This is a genomic window from Caldimonas taiwanensis NBRC 104434 (assembly GCF_001592165.1).
Classification (GTDB): domain Bacteria; phylum Pseudomonadota; class Gammaproteobacteria; order Burkholderiales; family Burkholderiaceae_C; genus Caldimonas; species Caldimonas manganoxidans.
The window spans coordinates 211,870-228,284 of the sequence record NZ_BCWK01000001.1 but is presented as its reverse complement, the minus strand read 5'-3'; the positions used below and the strand labels follow the sequence as shown (position 1 = coordinate 228,284).

The following is a 16,415-nucleotide window of genomic DNA, read 5'->3' as shown; positions in this document are numbered from 1 at the left end:
ATGGCTTTTCCCTGGATCACCGCCTTCAAGATCATCCCCTGGAAGGATGTCATCGAAGCCACACCGACCATCGTGCGGGGGGCCAAGCAGTTGTGGAGCAAAGTGCGCCAGGACGACTCCGCCGCCGCCTCGGCGATGCAAGATGCGGCCGCCACTCCCATCTCCCCCGAAGCCCGGCTGGCCCAGCTCGAACAGCGCGTGGCCGAACTCAGCCGCGAGGCCGTGGCCTCCAGCGAGCTGATCCAGGCCCTGGCCCAGCACAACGAACGCCTGGTGGCCGCCGTCGACACCCTGCGGCTGCGCACCCGGGTGCTCATGTGGGTGAGCGCGCTGCTGGCCGGCGCAGTGGTCGCGCTGTTCTTCCTGCGCTGAGACGGGGCCACAATCGCCCCCCATGGCCAAGGACAAGACGATCTACACCTGCTGCGAGTGCGGCGGCACGAGCCCGAAGTGGCTGGGCAAATGCCCCCACTGCGGCGCCTGGAACACGTTGGAGGAAACCCTCGCGCAGACCGCCTCGGCCTCCAGAAACCGCTTCCAGTCCTGGGCGCAAAGCGCCCCGGTCACCCCCTTGGCCCAGATCGAGGCCAACGAGGTGCGGCGCACCCCCACCGGCTTGGAAGAACTCGACCGCGTGCTGGGCGGCGGCATCGTCGAAGGGGGGGTGGTGCTCATCGGCGGCGACCCGGGCATCGGCAAATCGACCCTGCTGCTGCAAGCGCTGGATGCCTTGTCGCGCTCGCTGCCCACGCTGTACGTCACCGGGGAAGAATCCGGCGCCCAAGTGGCGCTGCGCGCCCGGCGGCTGGGGCTCGATGCCTCGCAGGTGCGTGTGCAAGCCGAAACCCAGCTCGAAAAGATTCTGGCCACGCTGGCCGCCGAACGCCCGGCCATCGCGGTCATCGACTCCATCCAGACGCTGTATTCCGAGCAGCTGAGTTCGGCCCCCGGCTCGGTGGCCCAGGTGCGCGAATGTGCCGCCCATCTCACCCGCAGCGCCAAGGCCAGCGGCACGGCCATCGTGCTGGTGGGCCATGTCACCAAGGAAGGGGCGCTGGCTGGCCCGCGCGTGCTGGAGCACATGGTCGACACGGTGCTCTATTTCGAAGGCGACACCCATTCCAGCTTCCGCCTGGTGCGCGCCATCAAGAACCGCTTCGGCGCGGTCAACGAGATCGGCGTCTTTGCGATGACCGAGCGCGGGCTCAAGGGCGTGGCCAACCCCAGCGCCATCTTCCTGTCCACCCATGGCGCACCGGTGCCCGGCTCCTGTGTGTTGGTCACGCTCGAAGGCACCCGCCCCTTGCTGGTGGAAGTGCAAGCCCTGGTGGACAGCTCCCCCATTCCCAGCCCGCGGCGGCTGTCGGTGGGCTTGGAGCAAAACCGTCTGGCCATGCTGCTGGCCGTGATGCACCGCCATGCCGGCATCGCCTGCTTCGACCAAGACGTCTTCGTCAACGCCGTGGGCGGGGTGCGCATCAGCGAGCCGGCCGCCGACCTGGCCGTGATGCTGGCCATCCACAGCTCGCTGCGTGGCAAGGCGCTGCCGCGTGGCTTCCTCACCTTCGGCGAGGTCGGCTTAGCCGGCGAAGTGCGCCCCGCGCCGCGCGGGCAGGAACGGCTCAAGGAAGCGGCCAAACTCGGCTTTTCGGTGGCCATCGTGCCCAAGGCCAATGCGCCGAAAAAGCCCATCGAGGGCCTGACCATCCACCCGGTGGAGCGCGTCGAGCAGGCCATCGAACTGGTGCGAACGCTCACTTAGCCTTCAAGCTATATTTGTGCTGAAGATGTCCTTGCTGGCCGGGGACACAATTCGCAGTACGGCGGTGCGGCTTTCGGGCTATACATTTGTCTCAATGTAACGAAGCGCCTAGGATCGCGCCCTTTTTGCGGTTCTGCGGAGGACACACCATGCAACTCATCGTCTCGGCCGGACTGATCCTGGCCGTCGTGCTGTGGGGCCTGCTGGCGCCGACCTCGCTGGGCGCATTCTTCGACACCGCCCTGAGCCGCATCACCCACAACTTCGGCTGGTTTTATTTGTGGGTGGTGTTGGGACTGGTGACGCTGGCCATGCTGCTGGCCTTCAGCCGCTATGGCGAGCTCAAGCTCGGCGCCGAAGATGACGAGCCCGAGTTCTCCATCGGCGCCTGGTTTGCGATGCTGTTTGCCGCGGGCATGGGCATCGGCCTGGTGTTCTGGGGCGTGGCCGAACCGATCTCCCACTACACCTCGCCGCCGCCGGGCATCGCGCCGCGCACCCCCGAGGCCGCCCATGCAGCCATGCGCTACGCCTTCTTCCATTGGGGCCTGCACCCCTGGGCGGTGTATGCGGTGGTCGGCTTGAGCATCGCTTTCTTCCAGTTTCGCCGTGGGGCGCCCGCCCTGGTGAGTGCGTCCACCGACGCCCTGCCTTGGCAGCCGTTGCGGCGGCTGTCGCCCGTGGTCAACGTGCTGGCCGTGGTGGCCACGGCCTTCGGCGTGGCGGCCTCACTGGGCATTGGCGCGCTGCAGATCAACAGCGGACTGCACACCGTCTTCGGTGTGCCGGTGGGGCAGGCCGTGCAGGTGGCCATCATCTTGGGGGTGACGGCGATCTTCCTTGCCTCGGCACTCAGCGGCGTGACTCGCGGCATCAAATGGCTGTCCAGCGCCAACCTCGTGTTGGCCGGCGCGCTGGCGCTGATGGTCTTCCTGCTGGGGCCCACCGTGGCGCTCATCGACACCTTCACGACCACGCTGGGAGCCTATCTCAGCGAGTTCGTCCGCATGAGCCTGCGCACCACGCCCTTTCGCGACAGCAACTGGGTGAGCAGCTGGACGGTGTTTTACTGGGCCTGGTGGGTCAGCTGGTCCCCCTTCGTGGGCCTGTTCATCGCGCGGGTCTCGCGGGGGCGCACGATCCGCGAGTTCGTCATCGGCACCGTGCTGGCGCCCACGCTGGCCGGCTTCGTCTGGTTCGCCGTCTTCGGCGGCACAGCCTTGCACCTGGAGATCTTCCAGGGCGTGCCGGTGGCCGAGGCGGTCAAAGCCGATGTCTCCACCGCCCTGTTCGCCATGTTCGACGCGCTGCCGTTGGGCATGGTGATGTCGCTGGCGGCCACCGTGCTGGTGCTGATCTTCTTCGTCACTTCGGGCGACTCGGCCACGCTGGTGCTGGGCATGATGAGCACCCAGGGCCAGCCCAATCCAAGCGCCCGCGTCAAGCTGATCTGGGGCGTGCTGGTGGCCGGCATCGCCATCACGCTGTTGATGTCCGGCGGGGTGCAAGCGGTGCAGACGGCCACCATCGTCTTCGCCCTGCCCTTCACCGTGGTCATCGTGGGCATGGCGGTGTCGCTGTGGCTGGCGGTGCGCCAAGACTGGCGCTCGGAACAACGACGCGAACGCGCCCTGCGCCAGCGCATGCGGGAGCTGGCCGGCCAGCCCTCAGCGGCCGAGATTGCGGACACTACGCAGCCGCCGCCGGGGCGCAGCCCCTAAGATCACGCCCATGAATCCTTGGATCGGCTGGGGCTTGGCGGCCCTGTTCACCCTGCTGGCGTGGCAACAGTATGGCTGGCAAGGCCTGCTGTTCGCCTTTTCGGCCATCACCTTCTGGCTGCTATTGCAGTTCAACAAGGCCGTGCGCGTGATGCGCCAGGCCGGCAGCGCCCCCATCGGCTACATCGACAGCGCCGTGATGCTCAATGCCAAGCTACGCAAGGGCCTGCCGATGCTCCAGATCGTGATGATGACGCGCAGCCTGGGCCAGAAGGTCAGCGACGAGCCGGAAGCCTACCGCTGGACCGACCCCGGCGGCTCCCATGTCACGCTGGAGCTGCGCGGCGGCAAGCTCGTGCGCTGGACGCTGTGGCGCCCCGACGGCGCCGGCGCGGATGCGCCCTCACCCCCGTAAAATCGCCGTTTTACCCCGAATTTCCGAGGAGCCTTGCATGGGCATGGAAGACCGCGACGGCAAAATCTGGATGGATGGCCGCTTGGTGGACTGGCGCGACGCCAAGATCCATGTGCTGACCCACACGCTGCACTACGGCTGCGGCGCCTTCGAGGGCGTGCGTGCCTACCACACCGCCCAAGGCACGGCCATCTTCCGGTTGCGCGAGCACACCGAGCGCCTGTTCAACAGCGCCAAGATCCTGCGCATGAAGATCCCCTACACCGTCGAACAGGTGATGGAGGCTCAGAAAGAAGTCGTGCGCGCCAACCAGCTCGACAGCTGCTACATCCGCCCACTGACCTGGATCGGCTCGGAAAAACTGGGCGTCAGCCCCAAGGGCAACACCATCCACCTGATGATCGCCGCCTGGGCCTGGGGCGCCTATCTGGGCGAAGAAGGCTTGAAGCGCGGCATTCGCGTCAAGACCAGCAGCTACACGCGTCATCACGTCAACATCACGATGACGCAGGCCAAGACGGTGAGCAACTACACCAACTCCATCCTGGCCAACATGGAGGCCACCGACGATGGCTATGACGAGGCCCTGTTGCTCGATGCGGCCGGATTCGTCTCCGAAGGCGCTGGCGAGAATCTTTTCATCGTCAAGAACGGCGTGGTCTACACGCCCGATCTATCAGCCGGGGCGCTCAATGGCATCACGCGCAACACCATCTTCGCCATTTGCCGCGACCTGGGCATCGACCTCATCGAAAAGCGCATCACGCGCGACGAGGTCTACATCGCCGACGAGGCCTTCTTCACCGGCACGGCCGCCGAGGTCACGCCGATCCGCGAGCTCGATCGCATCCAGATCGGTGCCGGCGAGCGCGGCCCGATCACCGAAAAGATCCAAACGGCCTTCTTCGACATCGTCAATGGCCGCAATCCCAAGTACGCGCAATGGCTGACACGGGTCTGAGGTCGCAGTGATGAGCAGCAACCAACCCCTCCCTGTCGTGGAACTGTCGGCCCGGGATCTCCAGGGCCATGGGGTGGTGTTTTGCCCCCACCCCAAAATGCCGCTGTGGAGCGCCCATCCCAAGGTGTACATCGACGTGGCCACCACCGGCGAGGGCAAGTGCCCCTATTGCAGCACGGTCTACCGGCTCAAGGCCGGCGAGAAAGTCCACGGCCACTGAGCCTGAAGCGGCCATCGCCGGCCGGCGACGCCCCCATGCACGCGCATGGGGCCTTGGTGCCATGCCGAGGAGACGCTCAGATGCGCAAGGTGTCGAGCTCGGCATACGCATGGTTCATCCACAGCTTCAGCCGCTGGCGCTCCATCAGGCCCAGGCTGCTGCCGTCGCCGCCGCTGGTGTTGCGGGCGGACCAAAAACTCATGTTGGCCGCATCGATCTTCTGCGCCACCGACTCGTGCAGTTTGCGAAGCGTGATCTGTCGCGCCCCCAGCGCCAGGGCGCGCTCCAGCTCGCCTGAGCTTTCCAGCTGACTGAAGTCGTCACCGCGCAGCTGGTTGAGCACCAGCACATACTGCAACCGACGGCCAAAGCGGTCGAGCAGTTTTTTCAGCAAGTCCACCGAATCCTTGCCGGCATCCATCACATGCCAATAGTGGATGGCCAGGTCCGAGACATCCGCCAAGTCCAGCACGCCGGATTCGTCCATCCATTTCACCAGCGGCGCATGGGTCTGGGCGGCCAGATCCACCAGCACCCGCCGGCCGGGCTGCTCGATGGCCGACTCGATCATGGCGTCCAGTGCCTCGTAGCGCTCCACCGCCATCGGCGAGGCATAGCCCGCATAAAAACGCATGAACGTGCCATGCGAGCGGTCGGTGTCGAAGCCGACGAACGGCAGGTTGTGGTCGATGAAGTACTGAGCCAGCAGGCGCGAGACGAGGGATTTGCCCACGCCGCCTTTCTCACCACCGACCAGGTGGATGATGGACTTGGGCGCAACTTCCAGGGTCGGGATCTGCGTCATGCGGTCGCTCTCCTTGTGATTTGAGCCGGTGGCGTCGGGTTGATCCATCGATCGCACCGGCGTTCCAACCGCGATGATGCCAGCATGGCGCGCGTCATCCTGTTGCAAGCTCGAGCTCCCAGCAAACCCCTCCCCGGACAGCCGTGCAATGGCTGCGGCGTGTGCTGCGCCGCCGAGCCCTGCCCCCTGGGGCAAGTGCTCAGCCGGCGCCGCCGCGGCCGCTGCCGGGCCCTGCACTGGGAGCCCGCCGAGCAAAGGTACCGCTGTGGGGCCCTGACGCAGCCTGGGCGCCACCTGCCCCGGGTTGCACAGCCGCTATGGCCCTGGATCGCCCCGTGGCTGAAGCGCTGGATCGCCGCAGGACGCGGCTGCGACTCCAGCGCCATCGTGCTGCGGCCCTGACTCAGCGAGCGTAGAACACGTAGTCGGCCTGGTAAGGCACTTGGCGGCGCTGTCCCTGTTGGTCCGCGGTACAGGCGGGCGCCGGCGCCACACCACCGCGGGTATTGAGGCGCTGGATGTAGGCCGTGCCCTGCAGCAAGCCCATGCCCATGGACGGCTCGGCCTGGACGAGCTGCAAAGGAATGTGGCCGGCGCCGGCCGGTGCCACCGCGACTTGCTTGCCCGTGACCTTCGAACCATCCTGGGCCTCCCAGGTCGGCCCCCCGTAGTACTTGCCCACCACCTTGCCCTGGCGGTCGTACAACGTGGCCATGGGGCTGACGAACACCCATTCGTAAACGCCGCTCGCACCGGCCTTGGCCCGGCATTCATACGTGATCTCGCCCCTGCCCACGGTGTGCAGGGTCTGGCGCACACCGGCGGGCACACGGATCTCCGGCGGCAGGCTCATGTTGTCCACCGGCGCAGAGGCCATGGGCGCGGAGGTCATCGATCCACAGGCAGCCAGGCTCAACCCAGCCAGGCTGGACAAAACGGTCTTGTGCATGGAAGTCTCCAATCGGTCAGAGGGGTTCAGGACGCCGGGACCGGGTCTCGCCCCGGCTTGCCTTCCATACGCAGCGCACCGCCTTCCGGATGCGCGAGAACGCTCACAACGACACGCGGCCGGTGTAGAGAATGGGCCCGGTGGGCGCGCCGGTGGGCGAGCCGCCGGGCGGCTCCAGACTGACCGCCAGCGCCGCGGTGCCGGGCAGTTCCAGGCGGCGCTGCAGCCGCGTGGGCCGGTCGGCCCGGATCACGCCCAAGGAACGCGGCGCCCCTTGCCCGGGCACGGCCCACAGTTCCAACACCCGCCCGGCCTCCACGGGGACGGCCGCCACCGGCTGCACGACCAGGCTCGAGCCATCGGGGCTGAGTCCGGCCACGAAGGTGCTGGGGCCTTGCGGCGCGGCCAAGACCACCACCAGCGGTGGCGGCATCGGCGTGGGCCGCAGCAGCAGCACGGCCATCACCACTGCGGCGGCGCTGGCCAGCACCGACCAGCCACGCCAGAAGTTCAGCCGCGCCCACGGGCTGCGGCGCGCATCGGCCGCGGGCGCCGCGCCGTCCAGCCGGGCCTCGATGGCGCGCCATACCCGCTCGGACGGCGCCACCGGCGGCACCGCCTCGGACAGCGGCTGCAACCGGTCCTGCCAGCCAGCCACGGCCTCGCGCAGGCTCGGATGCGCCATCATCAGGGTTTCGAATCGCCGACGCGCACCACCGCGCAAGGTGCCCAGCACGTACTCGGCCGCCAGCCGCTCGACCACCTCCGCACGCAGAGCCCTCATGCCAGCCCTCCTGGCGCGAGCCGTTCCAAGCAGCCCTTCAGCGACAGCAGCGCCCGTCGGATCCATGACTTCACCGACCCCAGCGGCTGCCCCAACTGCCGGGCCACCTCACTGTGCGACAGCCCCTGGTAATAGGCCAGCGCCAAGCTGTGCTGCTGCTCGGGCGACAGCTCGGCCAGACAGTGCCGCAGCAGCCGCGCTTCGACGGCGCGCTGCAGCAGCTCGGACGGGCCGGGGTGAGGGTCGGGATGCTCGTCGTACACGCCGCTGGGATCCTGCTCATCATCGACCGCCCCCTCATCGCTGAAGCGCGGTCGCGCCTGGGCTCGCCGCAGGCTGTCGATGGCCCGATGTCGGGCGATGCTGGTCAGCCAAGTCATCGGCTGGCTGCGCGCGGCATCGAAACTGCCTGCGGCCTTCCAGACCGCCAGGTAGACCTCCTGCAACACGTCCTCGGCCTGGCTGCGTTCCCCGGTGATACGCAGGATCACGCCCAGCAGATGCGCCGCGGTGAGCCGGTACAGCTGCGCGAAGGCGGCCCGTTGACCCAAGGCGGTCTGCGCCAGCAGGCGGCCCAGCTCCTGGCTGCGCTCACTCCAAGGCGAATCCGGCAACGACATGGTCATGGCGGCGCATTGTGCCGTCGCCGACGGCCAGCGTACAGCCTCCGTACAATCGGCAAGGTCTGAAAGCCATCATGAACACTTCCCGCGAATTCATCCTCACCCTGTCCTGTCAAGACACCAAGGGCGTGGTCTATGCGGTCTCTGGTCTGCTGTACCAGGCCGGCTGCAACATCCTGGACTCCCAGCAATTCGGCGACGTGCAAAGCCCCGACGGCACGGGCCTGTTCTTCATGCGGGTGCACTTCGAAGCGCCCGAACATTTGGCCGACGTGGCCACGCTGGACAAGCTGTTTGCCCACGTGCGCCAGCAGTTCGGCATGCAAGCGGCTTTCCATGCGCTGTCGCGCAAGTCGCGCGTGCTCATCATGGTGAGCAAGCACGGCCACTGTCTCAACGACTTGTTGTTCCGTCACCGCTCGGGCCTGCTGCCCATCGAGGTGCCGGCCATCGTCTCCAACCATCCCGATTTCGCGGAACTGGCCGCCAGCTACGGCATCCCCTTCCACCACCTGCCGCTGCCCACCGGGGCCTCGCACGACACCAAGCGGGCGCAAGAGCGTCAGATCGAGCAACTCATCACCGAACACGGCATCGATCTGGTGGTGCTGGCGCGCTACATGCAAATCCTCAGCCCCGAGTTCTGCGAATTCCTCAAAGGTCGGGCGATCAACATTCACCACAGCTTCCTGCCCAGCTTCAAGGGGGCCAAGCCGTATTACCAGGCCCATGACCGCGGGGTGAAGCTCATCGGCGCCACCGCCCACTACGTCACCGCCGACCTCGACGAAGGCCCCATCATCGAGCAAGACGTCGAGCGCGTGGACCACACGCTCAGTCCGGAGGACTTCACCGCCGTGGGCCGCGACGTCGAATGCGTGGTGCTGGCCCGCGCGGTGCGCTGGCATGTGGAGCACCGCGTGCTGCTCAACGGCCACAAGACCGTCGTGTTCAAGTAAACCCGCAACACCCATGCCCCGCCCGCTCGCGCCCCTGGCCTCTCCCGACGATACCGAGGCCCAGTTCTACGAGGCCCTGCAGCAAGGCGACATCGACAAGCTGATGGCCGTATGGGCCGACGATGAAGACGTCGTGTGCATCCACCCGGGTGGGCCGCGGCTGGTGGGGCTCAGCGCGATCCGGGCCCAGTTCGCAGCCCTGTTCGCCCATGGCAGCATCCAGGCCCAACCCGAACGCGTGCGGCGCATGCACGCCCATGACAGCGCGGTGCACAGCGTGATCGAGCAAGTGCGCGTCATGACCGAAGACGGGCCGCGGTCGGTGCTGGTGGTGGCCACCAACGTCTACGTGAAGACCGCCCTGGGCTGGCGCATGGTGTGCCACCATGCAAGCCCCGGCTCGCCGCACGAGCCCACCGAGGCGGGCGAAGCGCCCACCACCTTGCACTGACCGCCGATGGAGACCTACCGCGCCCCGCGCTGGCTCGCCGCCGCCGGTCCGCTCGGCAGCCATGCTCAAACCATCTGGCCGGCGCTGTTCTCACGCCGCTTCCTGGGGCCGCGGCCGGCGTACACCCGAGAGCGCTGGACCACCCCGGACCATGATTTCATCGACGTGGACCGCCTGACCTGGACGGCCGAACCCCCGGCCCCCGAGGCGCCCTTGCTCGTGCTCTTTCACGGTCTGGAAGGCTCCTCACGCAGCCATTACGCCGAGGCATTCGCGCACTGGGCGCGGCAGCGTCGCTGGCACTATGCGGTGCCGCACTTCCGAGGCTGCTCGGGCGAGCTCAACCTCGCGCCACGGGCCTACCATTCGGGCGACTACGAGGAAGTCGGCTGGATCCTGCAGCGTCTGCGCGGCTCGCACCGCGGCCCGCTGCTGGCCGTGGGCGTGTCGCTGGGGGGCAATGCCTTGCTGCGCTGGGCCGAAGAAGCCGGTGAGACAGCCGCGCAGACCGTGCGCGCCGTATGCGCCATCAGCTCGCCGCTGGACCTGGCCGCCGGCGGCGCGGCCATCGGCCGCGGCTTCAACCGGCTGGTCTACACGCGCATGTTCCTGCGCACCATGAAGCCCAAGGCTTTGCGCAAGCTGGCCCAGTATCCCGGGCTGTTCGACCGCCAGCGGCTGCTGGCCGCGCGCGACCTCTACGAGTTCGACAATGTCTTCACCGCCCCGCTGCATGGCTTTCGCAACACCGAGGATTACTGGTCGCGCGCCTCGGCCAAACCCCATTTGCATCGCATCCGCATCCCGGCGCTGGTGCTCAATGCCCTCAACGACCCCTTCGTGCCGGCAGCCAGCCTGCCCCGGCCGCAGGAGGTCGGCCGCTTCGTGACACTGTGGCAGCCCCCGCATGGCGGCCATGTCGGCTTTGCCGCCGGCCCGCTGCCCGGCCATGTGATGACCCTGCCGCAGGCGGTGACGGACTGGCTGCACCAACGGCTTTGAGTGATGATTGCCGCATGGATGACATCGTCAGAGCTGCACTGAAGAAATGGCCCAACGTGCCCGCCTGCCGAGGCTGGCTGGCGCTGGACGCCCGGGGTCAGTGGTACATGCGTGACGAGCGCACCCAGGCAGCCGGCCCCTTCCCGCGGGTCAAAGGCAGTCTGATCACGCACGACAAGCTGCGCGAATTCATCCACCGCAACTACGAGGCCGATGAACGCGGCCAGTGGTATTTCCAAAACGGCCCGCAGCGCGTCTACGTGGAGCTGGAATGCACGCCCTGGGTGTGGCGCGTGCGCAGCCACGGGTCCGAGCGCCCCCCCTCCATCACCAGCCACACCGGCCTGGCGGCCACCCAAGTGCGCGACTGCTTGCTCGACGAGGCCGGCCGGCTGTACCTGGCCACCGAGCTGGGCGTGGGGCTGGTGCACAGCCAAGACATGCACGATGCCTCACAGGCGATCGAAGACGGCTGGTGGCAGCCCCGGGAGGTGCGATCGACCGAGCTGCCCGAACGCTACGGCTACGTGCTCAGCCCCCAGGCCGCCGCCGCGCAGGCATGAAAAAGCCGGCCAGCGGCCGGCTCGGCTCCAGCAGGGCCTGCGTTGCCCTGCCGCATCGGGCGCGCGGCTTATTGCGAAGCCGCTGCGGCGGCCGCCGGTGCGGCCGGCTCGGGCAAGTTGCCGCCCGAGTTGTTGACCATGTACACCACGGCGCGGCCAATCTCCAGATCGCTGAACTCGCCCCCCCCTTGCGCGCCCATGGCGCCTTTGCCTTTCAAGGCGGAGTTCAGCAGCGTCTCGTAGCCTTGCGCCACCCGCGGCGCCCAGGCAGCCGCATCGCCGAACTTGGGCGCGCCAGCCAGGCCTGCGCCATGGCAGGCCACGCACTGGGCTTGGTAGACCTCCTGGCCGGTTTTGAGCACACGCGGGGCCGAAGGATCGCGCAGCTCGACGGTGCCGACCGGCCGGATGCGCGCGGCAACCGCCTCTTCGGTTAAGCCATCGCTGCCCGCCCCCGACTTGGTCCCCGAGGCCACGAAATTGACCAACAAAATGATGCCCACGATGGGCACCAGGAAGGCAAAGATCACCGCCAGAACCAGCTGCTTGGGCGTCTTGACCGGCCCTTCATGGGCGGCGTGTTCGTCGTGGGCGTGTGCGTTGTCGCTCATGTAAGAAATCCTCGGCTTTGAACCGGACGTCATTGCGCCCGCCACAGCGGCGCGGCAGCGCAAAACCTATCGATTATATGCGAGCCCAGGGCCTGCTCATGCCCTGGCACCGAAGGCTGCTAGAATGCGGAGTTCTCGCGGCTGTAGCTCAGTGGATAGAGTGTCGGCCTCCGAAGCCGAAGGTCGTGGGTTCGATCCCCGCCAGCCGCGCCACATCGATGACTTGGCGCTTTTCCGAGAGCGCATCGGGTTGGGTTGCAGCCGACTCCGAGATGCCACGCGTGGCCCGAATTGGGCCATGGCAACGCCGCTGACGTGTGGCCGTGCCCGCTGACTCGTGGCCGTGCCTTTGGCGCGTCATGGTTCATGGCCCATCTGTGCCCCCCATCGCCCAGGGCATCGCGAGCCACCGCCCAAAGCCTGGCCTTGCGGCCGACAGGGTCGTCGGAGAGGATCAGTTCGACGCCCGAGCGGCCCCGCCGGCTCAGGCCGCCGAGGAGGGCGCGCCAATGAACCTCGGCCTCGGACAGGGCGACGGAAACCCCCAGCACGCGGCATCGGCCGGCGACTTCAGTAGATGGGCGGTCTCCACCCGGCTGTTGAAGGTGTCCAGCGACATCACCACCGCATCGGGGGCATCCCGGCGCGCGACGACCGTGTGTGGTCGGCATCGTCGATGACCTGATCGATCACGGTTTTGAGCTTGTTGCGTGCCTCAGAGAAATTCACCACGCGCATGACGATGCGCCCCCTTGTGAGTGGGGCTTCAAGTACGAGTCTGCGGCGTCGCATGCGCATCTGCAAGGCCGGGGTCCATGCCCCTCGAACGACTCAGGCTGGCTGTGTGCGCAGGCCGAGCCGATGGCAGGATCGAGCCGCCATGCGCCAATTTCTCCGCCAGTGGTTGCCCGCCGAAGACCGTCTGCGCACGCACCCAGGGCTGCGCTGGAGGGGCCCGTTGCTGCGTCGGACGTGCTGGGGACGCTGGCCGTATGGTGGCGTCGCCGCCGCCGACGCGCAGGACATGCGTTAACCTAGGCCCCCATGTGTGCTGCCCCTCTTTGCACTGGGTGGGGCGGAGGGCCCCTGCGCATGGGGCTGCCCGCCCTGGCCGTGATGTTGGCGGTGCTGGCCGGATGTTCATCCACGCCGCGTGGCGGCGCCGTCACGCAGGACGGGCCCGGCCAGCGCTCGGCCGCCGAGCTCGATCGCATCCCCGATGCCGTCCCGCGCATCGAACCCTTGGCCAGCGGCCCCAACCGCCCCTACGTGATGTTCGGCCGGTACTACGTGCCGCAAACGGCCGACCTGCCGTACCGGCAGCGTGGCCTGGCCTCGTGGTATGGCCGGGCGTTTCATGGCCGCCCCACCTCCAGCGGCGAGCCCTACGACATGTACGCCATGACGGCCGCCCACCCCACCCTGCCCATTCCGAGCTATGTGCGCGTGCGCCATCTGGGCAACGGCCGGGAAGTGATCGTGCGCATCAACGACCGCGGCCCCTTCCGAGGCGAGCGCATCATCGACCTGAGTTATGCGGCCGCGCACCGCCTGGGCTTCGTCCAAGAGGGGCAAGCCGACGTCGAGATCGAACGCATCACCCATGCCGACATCCGCGCCGGGCGCTGGTCAGGCCGCCCGGCAGACGCCCCCCGGCCCGAGCCGGCGCCGCCGGATCGGCCCGCGCCCACGGCCGAGGCCACCGCCCACTGGGTGCAATTGGGCGCGTTCCGTCAACGCGAGGGGGCCGAGCATTTCATGAGCGAGGTCAGGGCCCAGGTGGCCTGGCTGGCCACGCGCCTGACCATCGTCACCGACGCCTCGTTGCACCGGCTGCAAGCCGGCCCCTACGCCAGCCGCGACGAAGCGCTGGCTGCGGCCGAGCGCATTCGCGAGGCCTTGCAACTGGTGCCGGTGATCGTGCAGCGCTGACTCAGCCGCCCTCCGATCCGCGCAGCGCCAAGGCGCGGGCGTACAGCGCCTTGCGCGGCGCGCCGGTGTGCTCGGCCACCAAGGCCACGGCCTGCTTCAGAGGCAATGCCTCGATCAACGCGCGCAACAAGGGCTCGGCGCGTGCCAGCGCCTGGTCGTCCTGCGCTGCGGCCTCAGGCGGCTGGGCATGCAGCACGAGCACGAATTCGCCGCGGCGGCGGTGCGGGTCCTCGGCCAGCCACTGCGGCAGGGAGTGTGTCGGCAAGGTGACGATGGTTTCGAATTGCTTCGTCAGCTCGCGAGCCACGGTCAGCGGGCGCGACCCACAAGCCTGGGCCAAAGCACGCGCCAGCGTCTCGATGCGGTGCGGTGACTCGAAGATCACCTGGCTCACGGGGCTTGCTGCGATCGCCCGCACGGCATGCTCCAACTCACGCGGGCGTGTGGGCAGGAAACCCACGAAATGAAAGCCCGTGGCGTGCACATCGCCAGCGGCGCTCAAGGCGGCCGTGGCGCTGCTGGGGCCCGGGATCGGCACCACGCCACAACCGGCCTGCCGCACGGCCGCCACCAGACGGGCCCCGGGGTCCGAGAGGGCCGGCGTGCCGGCATCACTGACATAGGCCACCCGTTGGCCCGAATGCAGCCGCGCGATCACCGCCTGCGCCGCCTCGCGCTCGTTGTGCTCGTGCACGGCCAGCAGCGGTTTGTCGATGCCATAGTGACGCAGCAGCGCGGCCGTGTGGCGTGTGTCCTCGCAGGCCAGCGCCTCCACGGTATGCAGCACATGCAGCGCGCGCAGGCCAAGGTCGGCCAGGTTGCCGATGGGGGTGGCCACCACATACAGTGCGCCCGCAGGATACTGCTGGGCCCCGGCAGCACGCTGGGCCGCCGCGCACCACAGCGCGGCATCGGACCCATAGGAGGAAGAAGAAGTGTTCACGGCCAAGCACAAAGGAGACGCTGCCGAGCAGCGGGCCTTGGCGCATCTGCAACGCGCCGGCCTGGTACTCGTCGAGCGCAATTATCGGGTGGCGCGCGGCCCGCATGCCCATGCCGGCGAAGTGGACCTCATCATGCGAGAGCGCGACGGCACGCTGGTGTTCGTGGAAGTGCGCAGCCGCACCCACCCCACGCATGGCGGCGCGGCGGCCAGCATCGGCGCGGCCAAGCGGCGCGCCATCGTGCGGGCCGCCCAGCACTATTTGCTGCGCCTGGGCTCGCCACCGGCCTGCCGTTTCGACGTGGTGGCCTTCGAGGGGCCGCAACTGCAATGGATCAAAGCCGCGTTCGAAGCCTGGTGAGCGCCAGCGGCGCGCCGCCCGGCATGCCTTGGGCCGCGCGGCCACGGAACCTTCGCCCGGCAGCAGGCATCCATGGGGCTGCCGTATGATGCCGCCCATGCTTGAAACCCGCATCCAGCATCAGTTCTTCGAAAGTGCCGATCTGAAGTACCAGTGCGCCGACCAGCTCGCCCGGCCGATTGCCGAAGCCGCGCAAGCCGTGGTGGGTTGTCTGACCGCCGGGGCCAAGGTGCTGGCCTGTGGCAATGACGGCGCGGCCGGCTTGGCTCGACATGCGGCCTCGTTGTTCGTGGACCGCTTCGAGCGTGAGCGTCCCGGCTTGGCCGCGCTGGCGCTCAGCCCCGAGGCGGCGCATCTCGGCGGCCTCGGCGAGGACCCGACACTGATCTATGCCAAACAAGTGCAAGCCTTGGGACAGCCCGGCGACATCTTGCTGGCCTTGTCGGTCAGCGGCAGCGCACCCACCGTGCTGGCCGCCGTGCAGGCGGCCCATGACAAAGAGATGACCGTCATTGCCTTCACCGGCAAAACCGGCGGCAAGCTCAAGGACATGCTGGCCGAAACCGACGTGCACATCGCCGTGCCGCACGAACGCCCGGCGCGGGTTCACGAGGTCCACTTGCTCGCCATGTATTGTCTGTGCGATGCCGTGGACACCCAATTGCTTGGAGAAGAGGATCATTCATGACATCGCAAGCCTTTCTTTTCCGTCGGCTGCGCCCGCTGGCGGCCGTGCTGGCCGCCGCCGGCTTGGTCAGTGCCTTGTCCGCCTGCGCCCCCTTGCTGGTGGGGGGGGCCGTCGTGGGCACCGTGATGGTGGCCACCGACCGCCGCAGCTCCGGCGCCCAACTCGACGACCAGGCCATCGAGTTGAAGGCCATGAACCGCCTGCGCGAAGCCTTCAACGAACAACGCGCGCATGTCAACGTGACCAGCTACAACCGCATGGTGCTGCTCACCGGCGAAGTGGCCTCGGAAGAAGACAAGCAGCGGGCCGAGCGCATCGTCGCCGCCGTGGACAACGTGCGCTCCATCGTCAACGACTTGGCCGTCATGGGGGTGAGTTCGCTGACCTCGCGCTCCAATGACGTGATCCTGGGCGGCAAGGTCAAAGCCACCTTCGTCGATGCACGCGACCTGCAGGCCCAGGCGGTCAAGGTGGTGGCCGAGCGCGGCACCGTCTATCTGATGGGTCGGGTCACCGAACGCGAAGCCAAACGAGCCGCCGAGCTGGCGCGCAGCGTCAGTGGCGTGAACAAGGTGGTGACGGTGTTCGAGCTCATCACCGAGGAGGAACTGGCGCGGCTGCAGCCCAACCGGCCACAGCCGGCGGGCGCCTCGCCGGGCCAGTGA

At 67.8% G+C, this 16,415-nt stretch carries 21 protein-coding genes, 1 tRNA gene and 1 pseudogene; 16 read left to right on the top strand and 7 right to left on the bottom strand.

Annotated elements, in window-relative coordinates; genetic code table 11:
- From CTA01S_RS01205 to CTA01S_RS01180, 6 genes are all read left to right on the top strand, one after another.
- Entirely contained in the window at positions 1 to 372 is a 372-nt protein-coding gene (locus CTA01S_RS01205) for a hypothetical protein (protein ID WP_062191213.1), read from the top strand.
- A 22-nt stretch (positions 373 to 394) separates the two neighbouring features.
- The gene (gene radA, locus CTA01S_RS01200; RefSeq protein WP_019561639.1) at positions 395 to 1,762 is read left to right on the top strand and encodes a DNA repair protein RadA; all 1,368 of its coding nucleotides are present in this window, start codon (positions 395 to 397) and stop codon (positions 1,760 to 1,762) included.
- A 149-nt stretch (positions 1,763 to 1,911) separates the two neighbouring features.
- The gene (locus CTA01S_RS01195) at positions 1,912 to 3,483 is read left to right on the top strand and encodes a BCCT family transporter (RefSeq protein WP_062191210.1); all 1,572 of its coding nucleotides are present in this window, start codon (positions 1,912 to 1,914) and stop codon (positions 3,481 to 3,483) included.
- Between the two features lie 10 nt (positions 3,484 to 3,493).
- The gene (locus tag CTA01S_RS01190) at positions 3,494 to 3,898 is read left to right on the top strand and encodes a hypothetical protein (RefSeq protein WP_062191207.1); all 405 of its coding nucleotides are present in this window, start codon (positions 3,494 to 3,496) and stop codon (positions 3,896 to 3,898) included.
- A 37-nt stretch (positions 3,899 to 3,935) separates the two neighbouring features.
- Positions 3,936 to 4,859, top strand: coding sequence for a branched-chain amino acid transaminase (locus CTA01S_RS01185; protein WP_019561636.1), 924 nt, complete (start codon positions 3,936 to 3,938; stop codon positions 4,857 to 4,859).
- A 10-nt stretch (positions 4,860 to 4,869) separates the two neighbouring features.
- Positions 4,870 to 5,079 carry a zinc-finger domain-containing protein gene (locus CTA01S_RS01180; RefSeq protein WP_062191204.1) on the top strand — a complete coding sequence of 70 codons (210 nt, stop codon included), beginning with the start codon at positions 4,870 to 4,872 and terminating at the stop codon, positions 5,077 to 5,079.
- 76 nt (positions 5,080 to 5,155) lie between these two features.
- Here CTA01S_RS01180 and CTA01S_RS01175 read toward each other — a convergent pair whose 3' ends face one another.
- Positions 5,156 to 5,884, bottom strand: coding sequence for a P-loop NTPase family protein (locus CTA01S_RS01175; protein ID WP_019561634.1), 729 nt, complete (start codon positions 5,882 to 5,884; stop codon positions 5,156 to 5,158).
- Positions 5,885 to 5,968: 84 nt separating this feature from the next.
- Between CTA01S_RS01175 and CTA01S_RS01170 the strand changes: the two genes are divergently transcribed.
- Positions 5,969 to 6,286, top strand: a complete 318-nt coding sequence (locus CTA01S_RS01170; protein ID WP_026330309.1) for a hypothetical protein — start codon at positions 5,969 to 5,971, stop codon at positions 6,284 to 6,286.
- A gap of 1 nt (position 6,287) precedes the next feature.
- On the opposite strand, the gene CTA01S_RS01165 is transcribed toward CTA01S_RS01170, so the two are convergent.
- The 3 genes from CTA01S_RS01165 to CTA01S_RS01155 form a co-directional block, all read right to left on the bottom strand.
- Positions 6,288 to 6,833: a DUF3455 domain-containing protein gene (locus CTA01S_RS01165; RefSeq protein ID WP_019561633.1), complete on the bottom strand. Its 546-nt coding sequence runs from the start codon at positions 6,831 to 6,833 to the stop codon at positions 6,288 to 6,290.
- Positions 6,834 to 6,936: 103 nt separating this feature from the next.
- Positions 6,937 to 7,617: an anti-sigma factor gene (locus CTA01S_RS01160; protein ID WP_019561632.1), complete on the bottom strand. Its 681-nt coding sequence runs from the start codon at positions 7,615 to 7,617 to the stop codon at positions 6,937 to 6,939.
- The gene (locus CTA01S_RS01155) at positions 7,614 to 8,243 is read right to left on the bottom strand and encodes a sigma-70 family RNA polymerase sigma factor (protein ID WP_062191199.1); all 630 of its coding nucleotides are present in this window, start codon (positions 8,241 to 8,243) and stop codon (positions 7,614 to 7,616) included. Before CTA01S_RS01155 ends, CTA01S_RS01160 begins: the two co-directional genes overlap by 4 nt.
- Positions 8,244 to 8,314: 71 nt before the next feature.
- Between CTA01S_RS01155 and purU the strand changes: the two genes are divergently transcribed.
- From purU to CTA01S_RS01135, 4 genes are read left to right on the top strand one after another with little or no spacing between them, the layout of a single operon-like run.
- A complete protein-coding gene (gene purU / locus CTA01S_RS01150; protein ID WP_019561630.1) occupies positions 8,315 to 9,199 on the top strand; it encodes a formyltetrahydrofolate deformylase in 885 nt (294 codons plus the stop codon).
- A gap of 13 nt (positions 9,200 to 9,212) precedes the next feature.
- Positions 9,213 to 9,650: a YybH family protein gene (locus CTA01S_RS16575; protein WP_019561629.1), complete on the top strand. Its 438-nt coding sequence runs from the start codon at positions 9,213 to 9,215 to the stop codon at positions 9,648 to 9,650.
- Positions 9,651 to 9,656: 6 nt separating this feature from the next.
- On the top strand, positions 9,657 to 10,652 hold the full coding sequence (locus CTA01S_RS01140) for a YheT family hydrolase (protein WP_019561628.1): 996 nt from the start codon (positions 9,657 to 9,659) through the stop codon (positions 10,650 to 10,652).
- A 14-nt stretch (positions 10,653 to 10,666) separates the two neighbouring features.
- Complete coding sequence (locus CTA01S_RS01135; RefSeq protein ID WP_062191197.1) at positions 10,667 to 11,215, top strand: DUF2946 family protein; 549 nt, start codon at positions 10,667 to 10,669, stop codon at positions 11,213 to 11,215.
- Positions 11,216 to 11,283: 68 nt separating this feature from the next.
- On the opposite strand, the gene CTA01S_RS01130 is transcribed toward CTA01S_RS01135, so the two are convergent.
- Complete coding sequence (locus tag CTA01S_RS01130; protein ID WP_062191195.1) at positions 11,284 to 11,826, bottom strand: c-type cytochrome; 543 nt, start codon at positions 11,824 to 11,826, stop codon at positions 11,284 to 11,286.
- A gap of 137 nt (positions 11,827 to 11,963) precedes the next feature.
- Here CTA01S_RS01130 and CTA01S_RS01125 point away from each other — a divergent pair.
- A tRNA-Arg gene (locus CTA01S_RS01125) sits at positions 11,964 to 12,039 on the top strand.
- 269 nt (positions 12,040 to 12,308) lie between these two features.
- On the opposite strand, the pseudogene CTA01S_RS17000 reads toward CTA01S_RS01125, so the two are convergent.
- Positions 12,309 to 12,377 (bottom strand): annotated as a pseudogene (locus tag CTA01S_RS17000) (hypothetical protein); the annotation flags it as partial.
- A gap of 541 nt (positions 12,378 to 12,918) precedes the next feature.
- Here CTA01S_RS17000 and CTA01S_RS01115 point away from each other — a divergent pair.
- The gene (locus CTA01S_RS01115) at positions 12,919 to 13,758 is read left to right on the top strand and encodes a septal ring lytic transglycosylase RlpA family protein (RefSeq protein ID WP_062191191.1); all 840 of its coding nucleotides are present in this window, start codon (positions 12,919 to 12,921) and stop codon (positions 13,756 to 13,758) included.
- Between the two features lies 1 nt (position 13,759).
- Here the strand turns inward: CTA01S_RS01115 and rsmI are convergent, their stop codons facing one another.
- A complete protein-coding gene (gene rsmI, locus CTA01S_RS01110; protein WP_062191468.1) occupies positions 13,760 to 14,701 on the bottom strand; it encodes a 16S rRNA (cytidine(1402)-2'-O)-methyltransferase in 942 nt (313 codons plus the stop codon).
- Here rsmI and CTA01S_RS01105 point away from each other — a divergent pair.
- From CTA01S_RS01105 to CTA01S_RS01095, 3 genes are all read left to right on the top strand, one after another.
- Complete coding sequence (locus tag CTA01S_RS01105; RefSeq protein ID WP_062191188.1) at positions 14,694 to 15,062, top strand: YraN family protein; 369 nt, start codon at positions 14,694 to 14,696, stop codon at positions 15,060 to 15,062. The two genes, rsmI and CTA01S_RS01105, sit on opposite strands and share 8 nt — an antisense overlap.
- A gap of 97 nt (positions 15,063 to 15,159) precedes the next feature.
- Positions 15,160 to 15,750 (top strand): SIS domain-containing protein, encoded by a 591-nt coding sequence (locus CTA01S_RS01100; protein ID WP_062191466.1) that lies wholly within the window; start codon positions 15,160 to 15,162, stop codon positions 15,748 to 15,750.
- Positions 15,747 to 16,415: a BON domain-containing protein gene (locus tag CTA01S_RS01095; protein ID WP_019562202.1), complete on the top strand. Its 669-nt coding sequence runs from the start codon at positions 15,747 to 15,749 to the stop codon at positions 16,413 to 16,415. Before CTA01S_RS01100 ends, CTA01S_RS01095 begins: the two co-directional genes overlap by 4 nt.